This window comes from Staphylococcus sp. HMSC62B09, assembly GCF_001839115.1.
Lineage (GTDB): Bacteria > Bacillota > Bacilli > Staphylococcales > Staphylococcaceae > Staphylococcus > Staphylococcus haemolyticus.
Window position 1 is genome coordinate 79,872 of record NZ_KV840080.1, and the last position, 9,231, is coordinate 89,102.

Genomic DNA, 9,231 nt, shown 5'->3' on the forward strand with positions numbered 1-9,231 from the left:
AATAATACTCCTCTCAATTAAAAAGTTATGTTTCATAATTAATATAACAAAGTTACTTAAAAAAGATTAGTTAATTTTAAAATTAATATAAATAATTGAGTTGTGTTTAATTTTTGAAAAATAGGATATAGTTTAGCGTTGTATAAAAATTGATTACTAATGATATTAGTAAAACTCATTATTAGGATTTGGCATTAGCTGACTGAATAGAAATAATGTTGATTTAAGATATATTTTTATTCTAGCCAACTTTGCCCGGGAGCGGGACTTAAATATGATCATTTTAATAAATGGTTGTATTTGAGGATATGAAGAAATCTATTTACATTTATTAGATTTCTGACCTGCTCCCTTAATTTTTTAAATGAAAAGCAGAGACGCTGATTTGATTAAGAAAGGAAGTTATAACTATGAAAATAGCGGTAGTAGGATCAGGTAACGGTGCAGTTACAGCGGCAGTAGATATGGTAAATCAAGGACATGATGTGAAATTATATTGTCGAAATTCATCCATTAAAAAATTTAATAACGCATTAGAAAAGGGTGGATTTGATTTTAATAATGAAGGTACAGAATCATTTGTACCATTTACAGACATAAGTGATGACATTGAATATGTATTGAAAGATGCTGAGATAATTCAAGTTATCATTCCATCATCATATATTGAATACTATGCGGAAATTATGGCTGAGCATGTAACAAGTGATCAACTTATTTTCTTCAATATTGCAGCTGCCATGGCGTCAATTCGATTTATTAACGTACTTGAAGATAAACATATTGAGGTAGAGCCGAAGTTTGCTGAAGCTAATACACTTACTTACGGTACGCGCGTTGACTTTGAAAATGCACGCGTAGACTTATCATTGAATGTACGTAAAGTATTCTTTTCTACATATAATAAGAAGGAACTTAGTGACAGCTTTGAAAAAGTAAGTCAAATATATCCGTATCTTGTTAAAGAAGAAAATCTATGGAAGACAAATTTAGAAAACGGAAACCCAGAGGTTCATCCTGGTCCAACGTTATTAAATGTAGGAAGAATTGATTATGCTGATTCATTTGCCCTCTATAAAGAAGGTATTACGAAGCACACAGTAAGATTATTACATGCAATTGAATTGGAACGTTTAACACTAGGGCGTAAATTAGGATTTGAACTTTTAACAGCCAAAGAAGCACGTATTCAAAGAGGCTATTTAGAACGTAAAGACGAAGATGAACCATTAAATCGTTTATTTAATACAAGTCCTGTGTTTTCTCAAATACCAGGGCCTAATTCAGTACAAAATCGTTATTTAACTGAAGATATTGCATATGGACTAGTACTATGGTCAAGTTTAGGGCGTGCAATTGATGTTGAAACGCCTAATATAGATGCTGTTATCATGATTGCATCAACAATTTTAGAACGTGACTTTTTCGATGAAGGTCTAAAAGTAGAAGAACTTGGTTTAGAAAAACTTGGTTTAGAATAATTAACAAATTTAGATTACTAAAAATGAATCTTTAATTAACATTCTATTTATGATTAAATGCACATCTAACTATGAAAAGAGGTAATTAACTAAAAGGAAAAGAGGAATGTGTATGAAAAGACAGCCATCATTTTTGGAAGCAATATCTACAATTATCGTTATGGTTATTGTCGTGACAATAGGCTTTATAAAATTTAATATTCCCATTCAGGTACTGTTACTCATATCATCTGCATATGCAGCTTTGATAGCTTGGCGAGTAGGCTTAAAATGGAAAGATTTAGAAGAGGGAATTACACGAAGATTAACGACGGCTATGCCTGCAATATTTATTATACTAGCTGTAGGTATAATAGTTGGAAGTTGGATGTATTCTGGAACTGTTCCAGCTTTAATATACTACGGTCTAAAGTTTTTAAATCCACATTACTTTTTAGTTTCTGCCTTTTTAATATCAGCTATTAGTAGTTTAGCTACTGGGACAGCCTGGGGATCAGCTTCAACAGCTGGTATTGCGTTGATATCAATTGCGCATCAGTTGAATATCGATATGGGTATGGCAGCAGGTGCTATTATTGCAGGTGCGGTCTTTGGTGATAAAATGTCACCATTATCAGATACAACTAACTTAGCTGCTTTAGTAACTAAGGTAAATATCTTTTCTCATATCAGATCAATGATGTGGACAACGATACCTGCTTCAATTATTGGACTAATAGTTTGGTTCTTTGCAGGGTTAACTTCAAAAGGGTCAGTGAATACGAAACAAATTAATAAGTTACTGAATGAACTTGATGGTATCTATAATATAAATATTTGGGTGTGGGTGCCGTTATTAGTCATAATCATATGTTTAGTTTGTAACGTATCTACTGTACCATCTATGTTAGCATCAAGTTTAAGTGCAGTTATTATTGGAACATTAAATAATCATTTTAATATAGTTGATGGTTTTAAAGCTATGTTTAATGGATTTACACCTGCGATGACTGGACATTCCAATCTTTCTACCAATGCAACATCGCTATTAGAACAAGGTGGAATGATGAGTATGACAGAAATACTAGTGACAATATTTTGTGGGTATGCATTTGCAGGTATTGTTGAAGTATCGGGATGTTTAGATGTCATGTTAAAAACGGTTTCTAAAGGTATACATTCAGTAGGAACGCTTATCTTAATAACAGTCATTTGCTGTTTAATGTTAGTATTTGCAGCTGGTGTAGCATCTATAGTAATTATTATGGTGGGTGTCTTAATGAAAGACATGTTTGTTAGTAGGAATTTAGATAAATCAAATTTATCAAGAACTTTAGAAGATTCAAGTACGATGGTGTTGCCGTTAATACCATGGGGAACTTCAGGCATATACTACACACAACAACTGGGAGTATCAGTAGATCAATTCTTTATTTGGACAGTTCCATGCTACTTGTGTGCAGTATTAGCAATTATTTACGGCTTTACTGGAATTGGTATTAGAAAATTAGATAACAAAAGTTATGTAAAAAATTCGTGAAAATATGTTTAATCATTTGTGAAAAGGATGTATTTAAGTATGTTAAAACGTTACATAGATATTTTTGTAGCGAGAATTGGATCCATGAACGATGGACAAACGAATTTATTATCAACAATTATGTAGTAATAGATATAACAAATCAAGAAAGAATGAATTTGTTCGAAATAGATTAAGATTGGAAAGTATTGATTATTACTTTCCAATCTTTTTTGTTTTTAATTATACGGCAGGATGATATTTATATCTCATAATAAGATTTTTAAACTAGTGGAGATGCATGTTGTTTAATGTATATATCTTTGAGTCTGAAAGTAAGCGCAAAAAAGCGATCCAAAAATGGATCGCTTTTATACTTATTAATAAAATTAGTGAATGTAGTTATATGAAGCAGCTTGGCTAGCTGAAATAGTACGTGAAGTAACAACACCAGCACCATGACCATAGTTCATTTCTGATACTGTAACTGAACCGTCACTACCAACACTTTCAACGAATGCTACGTGACCATATGCACCTTGTGAAGTTTGTAAAATAGCACCAGCTGATGGTGAATTGTTTACTGTGTAACCTGAAGCAGCTGCAGCGCTTGCCCAGTTATTAGCATTTCCCCAAGTTGAACCGATTTTACCGCCAACTCTATCAAATACATAATATGTACATTGACCAGCAGTATATAAGTTACTACCTGAACTTGAAGTTCTTGAAATTGAAACGCCAGTTGATTGTGATGATGGAGCAGTAGTTGTAGTTACTTTAATGTTACGATCTGAAGTTGAGTAACTAGCACCTAAACCACCAGTTTGTTGATTATTTGCACTATATGATTGAGTGTTATTGCTGTAGTTGCTGTAGTTGTTGTAGTTATTATAGTTATTGTAATTATATGAATAGTTGTTGTATGAATAATTAGATTGACTAGAGTGATTTACTTGATTTGGGCTCCAGTTACCTTTCCAAGTGTAATGATAGTTACCTTGTTGGTCGATAGTGTAAGAGTAGCTGTATGAAGTTGGATCATTTGGGTTATATCCTTGTTCTGCTGCATGTGCCTCATGACCATGTCCAGCGATAGCGATAGTTGCAACTCCTGCAGTAGCGATTGTAGCTGTAGCGATTTTTTTCATTGTAAAATTTCCTCCTGAGAATTAAATTAATATTTTATATTTAATAGTCATTTGATGACCCTTGAGTCCAGTTTTTAATAAGTTTCTTAACGACAAGACATACTTTATCAGAAAAAAATCATTTTGTGTGCGTTGTTATCATTTTGTAATTTTTTGCTAATAAATAGTGTTGAGTTAAATACAATAAGTAATTTTTTGTAATATTAAAAAACGTTGTCATAACAGTGTTTAAAAAAATATATGAAAAAGATACTCATTTTCTTGTAACATTTTTGTAAAGTAACAGCAAAAATTAATTTGATATAAAATTAATAGAATTCATTATTTTTGTATTGTTTTAAAATTATATATATACAAAAGATCTATTAATTAAATTGTATTATTACTCTGAAATGCTATAAAAGAAGCTCTTATTAGGGATTATTCATAAAAACATTATAAAAAATATACAAAAACATTTATATAAGATAATAAAATGATATAATTGGTTAAAAGTTTGCTACTGCTAATACCGAAATAAAACATACAATTATATATGAAGATAGGCATTCAAAAAAGCGTTTAATTAGAAAATCGTTATTAATGCAGCAATAGTTATTAGCGTTATGGGGGATAATTTATTATTTCTGTTTATGTCATATCTTTATATATTATAAAGTGAAAGGACGTTCGTATGATTGATAACTTTTCGGTAAAGCTTTTAAAAAATATAAAGATAAGTAGTCAAAAGGAATCAAATATTAAATTAATCTATTGGCTAAAGGGGTCAGGGAGAGTAATTTTAAATTTAAAGAAATTTCAAATGAAAGAGAGAGATTTATTATTTGTAATGTTAAATGATATTTACTCGATTGAGAATGAGGATGGAGCAATTATCGCTAGTATTGAAATAGCATTCAAAGATTATTTGAAATATGCTGATGATTATATTAAGTCTAATGGATATAAATTTCCTTCTATTGAAAGAAAACAATTAGAACCCTTTATTTTAAATTTACTTGATTTTGAAAGTAGTAAGTCAGATAAATTACAAATAAAAGATAAGCTGGTAAAACACTTATGTGTAGAATTAGGATACTTGCAGAGAAATCAACGCACTCATTACAAACTAGATAATGCCTTAGTTGACAAAGTACATAAGTATATTATTAAACATCACAGTAATAAGATAAGTCGCCAAGATATGGCTAATGCACTCAATATGTCAGCCAAGGAACTTAGTAAAGTCATCAAGTATCACACGCCTTATCATAATATTACACAATATATTAATGATGTTAGATTAAAATTATGTTTGATAGACATTTTAAAAAGTAATCATTTAATACAAGATATTGCATATAAGCATGGATTCAACCATTTTCCACATTTCATTGCTTTATTTAATAAAAAATACGGCACCACACCTGGTCAAATCAGAACTAAGAAACAATCGCACCAATATCAATCATTTAATCAATCAGAAATACCATTAGATGAAGAAACACAATTATTAATTGCTGAAGTAAAAGATAATTACAGTTCAACTGAATAATAATAGATATAAGTCAAACATGATGATTGAGTACAAGTAAACACGACCTTTCAATTGATAAATTATAAAGATAATGTTGTTTATTTAAGAAATCAAGTCAATGTCTATCTTTAATAGATTGGATAAATATAGAGTTATATATTCAATAGTTTCAAATGCAGTTTTAAAATATGGGGCTATGATTAGACAATTTGTTATCAAATTAGCATGGAAACTCTTAACCGTCCAATCCTGAAATAGTGTTATGAGGTGATAGCTATGATGAATAAAAATAAGCTAGAAACATTATTATTTTATCTTGTTTTTATGAAAGCGGTAGGTGAGGTGCTAAAGTATAGTTACCAATTAAAATTTGAGCAATTAAAAACATTGTATGAAATCATTAAATATTTTCATGTTCATCATCAAGGCGTTTATATAGATGAGTTAATCACTTATCAAACCATTTCAAAAAGACAATTACGACATCATTTAGAGCATTTATATCATTTAGGATGGATTACTAAATTGCGTGATGATAATGACCAAAGACGTATATTATTTCTCCCATCCAATAGCTGTCAAGATAAACTGAACATTATGTTTATGGAAGTTAGTGAAATGATAAAAGGGAAAAATTTTGACTATTTAGTAGAAACAACAGCCCACTATAATAAATTAGGGCAGGTTATAACCATTTTTGACGCACTTTACCAAGTTCGAAATATAGCAAAGGAGTCTAATTTGAGTTTGGATGAATTGTTTTTATTAGGTAAGTTACTATCTAGTCGACAAGTTATTTCATTAAAAGAAATTCAGGCAATGTCATATCGATATTTAATATGTATGAACGTGGTTATTAATGATCTTTATCAAAAAGGATATTTAGAAAAGTATCGTAATTCAATAGATGAACGTATTGTAAATGTAAAATTTATTGAATCACGAGCATATGAAACAAATAAATTATTTATTAGATGTTACAATAAGTTCCAAGAGGAAATGAAGTACAATAAAATATCATAATATGTAAGGAGAATGAATTCATGATTCTAGATAATGTGAATCCCAACGATTTGTTTCCAACAGAGTCAAAAGGCCCTTCAGTATTAGGTGTCATTGAGTATAATGTTCAAGGCCAAAGTGAATTTGAAGGAGCATTTATTGCCACTTCTGAAAGATTAATTATGAATGTAGATATGAATGGTCAATTCTATTATAGAAATATCCCATATAATGAAATAGAAGAAATACATTTTAATGGCACAGGTATTTTGTTTACTTTTAATATTGGAAAAGTACCAATGAAACAAATCAAAACTAAAGACGTTAAAGCATTCGTTGATTATGTGGAGTCTAAAATTAAATAATCAAAAAGTTGAATAAAACCTAAAATACGCTACTATGATTCTAAAGGAAGCAACGCTTGTTATAGTTATATTATTATTACAATTAGCTGAGGCTAAAAAACATGTGAGTCTGTAACATAAATAATATAATGTTGCTATTTTGCAAATTTGCAGTAGTTGACTGAGATGAGAAGACACTTAAATCATACTTTCCTCAGTTCTGGTCATTCTTGTAGGGTTGGGACGACGAATTTTTATAAAGAATTCTGTCTCAGTCCTCTTTTTTATCTCCAAATGAATACCTATAGTGACTAATTGATTATATATAATTTAATTGATGCAACTTGTTATTGATAATTAATATCATTTGGATTTCATAAAAATATTGAAATATTATACATAAATGTTATAAAATAATTTTTATAGCATAAGAAATGTTTGGTAAGTAATAAATAGTAGACATGAACCTTGTAGCAACAAGACGTACATCAGAGGAGTGGTTTAGAATATGGGACAAATTAAAGACATCAATGATTTAGTTAACGCAACATTTCAAGTTAAAAAGTTCTTCAAAGATACTAAAAAGAAATATAATTTAAATTATGAAGAGGTTTATATTTTAAATTATATTGCGAGAAGTAAAACGAAAGAAATAACTTCAAAGGAAATTGCAACGTATTCAGAGTTTAAACCTTATTACTTAACTAAAGCATTACAGAAGTTAAAAGATTTACAGTTACTTTCAAAAAAACGTAGCATACAAGATGAAAGAATAGTTATTGTTTATGTAACAGATGAACAACGAGACAAAATTAATAAACTGATTGCTGAATTAGAGAAGTACATTAAGTAATCAACGTTTATTCATAAAAGACTTAAGTTTTGAGAGATTTAATCTTATTGACTTAAGTCTTTTTGTGTTTATAATCCCTTAAGTGGTTAACTTTCAATTTGTAATGTCGAGTGATAAACTAGGTTTAAATAATAATGACAATGAACAGGTGATATAATTGATCGATTCAGTTCTGATTAATACAGATATTCAAAAGAAATGGATAAAAAAATTTCAATCAATAGAAGAGACGTTTAAAGCAAGAGCAACAGGGAATGATAAACAATCTAGGTTCCCTTATGAGAATATTGAATGGCTAGTTAAAGAAGGTTATAGCTTACTAACGCTACCTGTAGAATATGGTGGAGAAGGTGCCACTATTGAAGATATGGTTGTTTTGCAAACATATTTAGGTGCTATTGACGGTGCAACAGCATTATCTATTGGTTGGCATTTAAGTGTTATAGGTCAAATATATGAACAAACGATGTGGAAGCAGGACATGCTTAATCGCTTTGCAAAAGATATCGAAAATGGAGCTCTTGTTAATCGAGCGGTAAGTGAAGCGGATACAGGGAGCCCAACTCGCGGAGGCAGACCTGCGACACATGCAGTAAAACAAGGTGACGGTTACTTATTAAATGGTGTTAAAACGTATACATCAATGAGTAAAGCATTGACCCATTATATTGTAGCTGCATATGTAGATGATTTACAGGAAGTAGGTTTCTTCTTAGTACCAAGAGAATTTGATGGTGTAGAAATTGCAGATAATTGGAATATGGTAGGTATGAGAGCTACAGAAAGTCACGATTTAGTATTGAATGATGTATGGATACCTAAAGACTTTTTCGTAGAGTCAAAAAGAAAGCCACAACCGAATGGCTGGATATTACATATTCCAAGTACATATTTAGGAATTGCACAGGCGGCAAGAAATTATGCCATAGACTTTGCGACGAGTTATGGTCCAAATAGTATAGAAGGAACTATTAGTCATTTACCAACTGTACAACAAAACATTGGGAAAATGGAGTCTTTACTATTATCAGCACGTCACTTTTTATGGAGTACCGCAAAAGGATATAATTATTCAGAAAATCAATCACACTTATGGAATGAAACATCTGCTAGTAAAGTGCTAGTGATGAACCAAGGGTTAGAAGTTGTTGATTTAGCGATGAGAATTGTTGGTGCAAAAAGTCTGGAAATGGATCGTCCGTTACAACGCTATTATCGAGATATGAGAGCTGGATTACACAATCCACCAATGGAAGATGCAGCATACACTAATATAGCGAAATCTTTATGTAATTTATTTTAAGAGTATAATAACTATAGATTTTAGGGAGTGGGACAGAAATAATATTTTCTCAAAATTTATTTCGTTGTATCCCCAGCTTGCTTAGC

The 9,231-nt window shown here is 30.5% G+C and carries 8 protein-coding genes; 7 read left to right on the plus strand and 1 reads right to left on the minus strand.

The genetic code is table 11. From position 1 onward, the window contains the following. Positions 1–410: 410 nt before the first annotated feature. Both HMPREF3265_RS00470 and nhaC read left to right on the plus strand, forming a co-directional pair. A complete protein-coding gene (locus HMPREF3265_RS00470; protein WP_053025490.1) occupies positions 411–1,481 on the plus strand; it encodes an NAD/NADP-dependent octopine/nopaline dehydrogenase family protein in 1,071 nt (356 codons plus the stop codon). A gap of 112 nt (positions 1,482–1,593) precedes the next feature. Continuing rightward, positions 1,594–3,000, plus strand: coding sequence for a Na+/H+ antiporter NhaC (gene nhaC, locus HMPREF3265_RS00475; RefSeq protein ID WP_053025488.1), 1,407 nt, complete (start codon positions 1,594–1,596; stop codon positions 2,998–3,000). 368 nt (positions 3,001–3,368) lie between these two features. Here nhaC and HMPREF3265_RS00480 read toward each other — a convergent pair whose 3' ends face one another. After that, on the minus strand, positions 3,369–4,127 hold the full coding sequence (locus HMPREF3265_RS00480) for a CHAP domain-containing protein (RefSeq protein WP_070442449.1): 759 nt from the start codon (positions 4,125–4,127) through the stop codon (positions 3,369–3,371). Between the two features lie 802 nt (positions 4,128–4,929). Between HMPREF3265_RS00480 and HMPREF3265_RS00485 the strand changes: the two genes are divergently transcribed. The 5 genes from HMPREF3265_RS00485 to HMPREF3265_RS00505 all read left to right on the plus strand — a co-directional run bounded on the left by HMPREF3265_RS00485 (position 4,930) and on the right by HMPREF3265_RS00505 (position 9,145). Beyond that, a complete protein-coding gene (locus HMPREF3265_RS00485; protein WP_256323902.1) occupies positions 4,930–5,661 on the plus strand; it encodes a helix-turn-helix transcriptional regulator in 732 nt (243 codons plus the stop codon). A gap of 258 nt (positions 5,662–5,919) precedes the next feature. Beyond that, on the plus strand, positions 5,920–6,666 hold the full coding sequence (locus HMPREF3265_RS00490) for a transcriptional regulator, SarA/Rot family (protein ID WP_256323903.1): 747 nt from the start codon (positions 5,920–5,922) through the stop codon (positions 6,664–6,666). A gap of 20 nt (positions 6,667–6,686) precedes the next feature. Then, positions 6,687–7,010: a PH domain-containing protein gene (locus HMPREF3265_RS00495; RefSeq protein WP_037549846.1), complete on the plus strand. Its 324-nt coding sequence runs from the start codon at positions 6,687–6,689 to the stop codon at positions 7,008–7,010. 487 nt (positions 7,011–7,497) lie between these two features. Beyond that, entirely contained in the window at positions 7,498–7,842 is a 345-nt protein-coding gene (locus tag HMPREF3265_RS00500; protein WP_070860838.1) for a transcriptional regulator, SarA/Rot family, read from the plus strand. Positions 7,843–8,002: 160 nt separating this feature from the next. After that, on the plus strand, positions 8,003–9,145 hold the full coding sequence (locus tag HMPREF3265_RS00505) for an acyl-CoA dehydrogenase family protein (protein ID WP_176744140.1): 1,143 nt from the start codon (positions 8,003–8,005) through the stop codon (positions 9,143–9,145). Positions 9,146–9,231 lie beyond the last annotated feature (86 nt).

Bases quoted from the DNA above. Each gene is read 5' to 3' on its own strand.
- nhaC (WP_053025488.1), top strand. From the start codon at position 1,594: ATGAAAAGACAGCCATCATTTTTGGAAGCAATATCTACAATTATCGTT.
- HMPREF3265_RS00480 (WP_070442449.1), bottom strand. From the start codon at position 4,127: ATGAAAAAAATCGCTACAGCTACAATCGCTACTGCAGGAGTTGCAACT.
- HMPREF3265_RS00490 (WP_256323903.1), top strand. From the start codon at position 5,920: ATGATGAATAAAAATAAGCTAGAAACATTATTATTTTATCTTGTTTTT.
- HMPREF3265_RS00485 (WP_256323902.1), top strand. From the start codon at position 4,930: ATGAAAGAGAGAGATTTATTATTTGTAATGTTAAATGATATTTACTCG.
- HMPREF3265_RS00495 (WP_037549846.1), top strand. From the start codon at position 6,687: ATGATTCTAGATAATGTGAATCCCAACGATTTGTTTCCAACAGAGTCA.
- HMPREF3265_RS00500 (WP_070860838.1), top strand. From the start codon at position 7,498: ATGGGACAAATTAAAGACATCAATGATTTAGTTAACGCAACATTTCAA.
- HMPREF3265_RS00470 (WP_053025490.1), top strand. From the start codon at position 411: ATGAAAATAGCGGTAGTAGGATCAGGTAACGGTGCAGTTACAGCGGCA.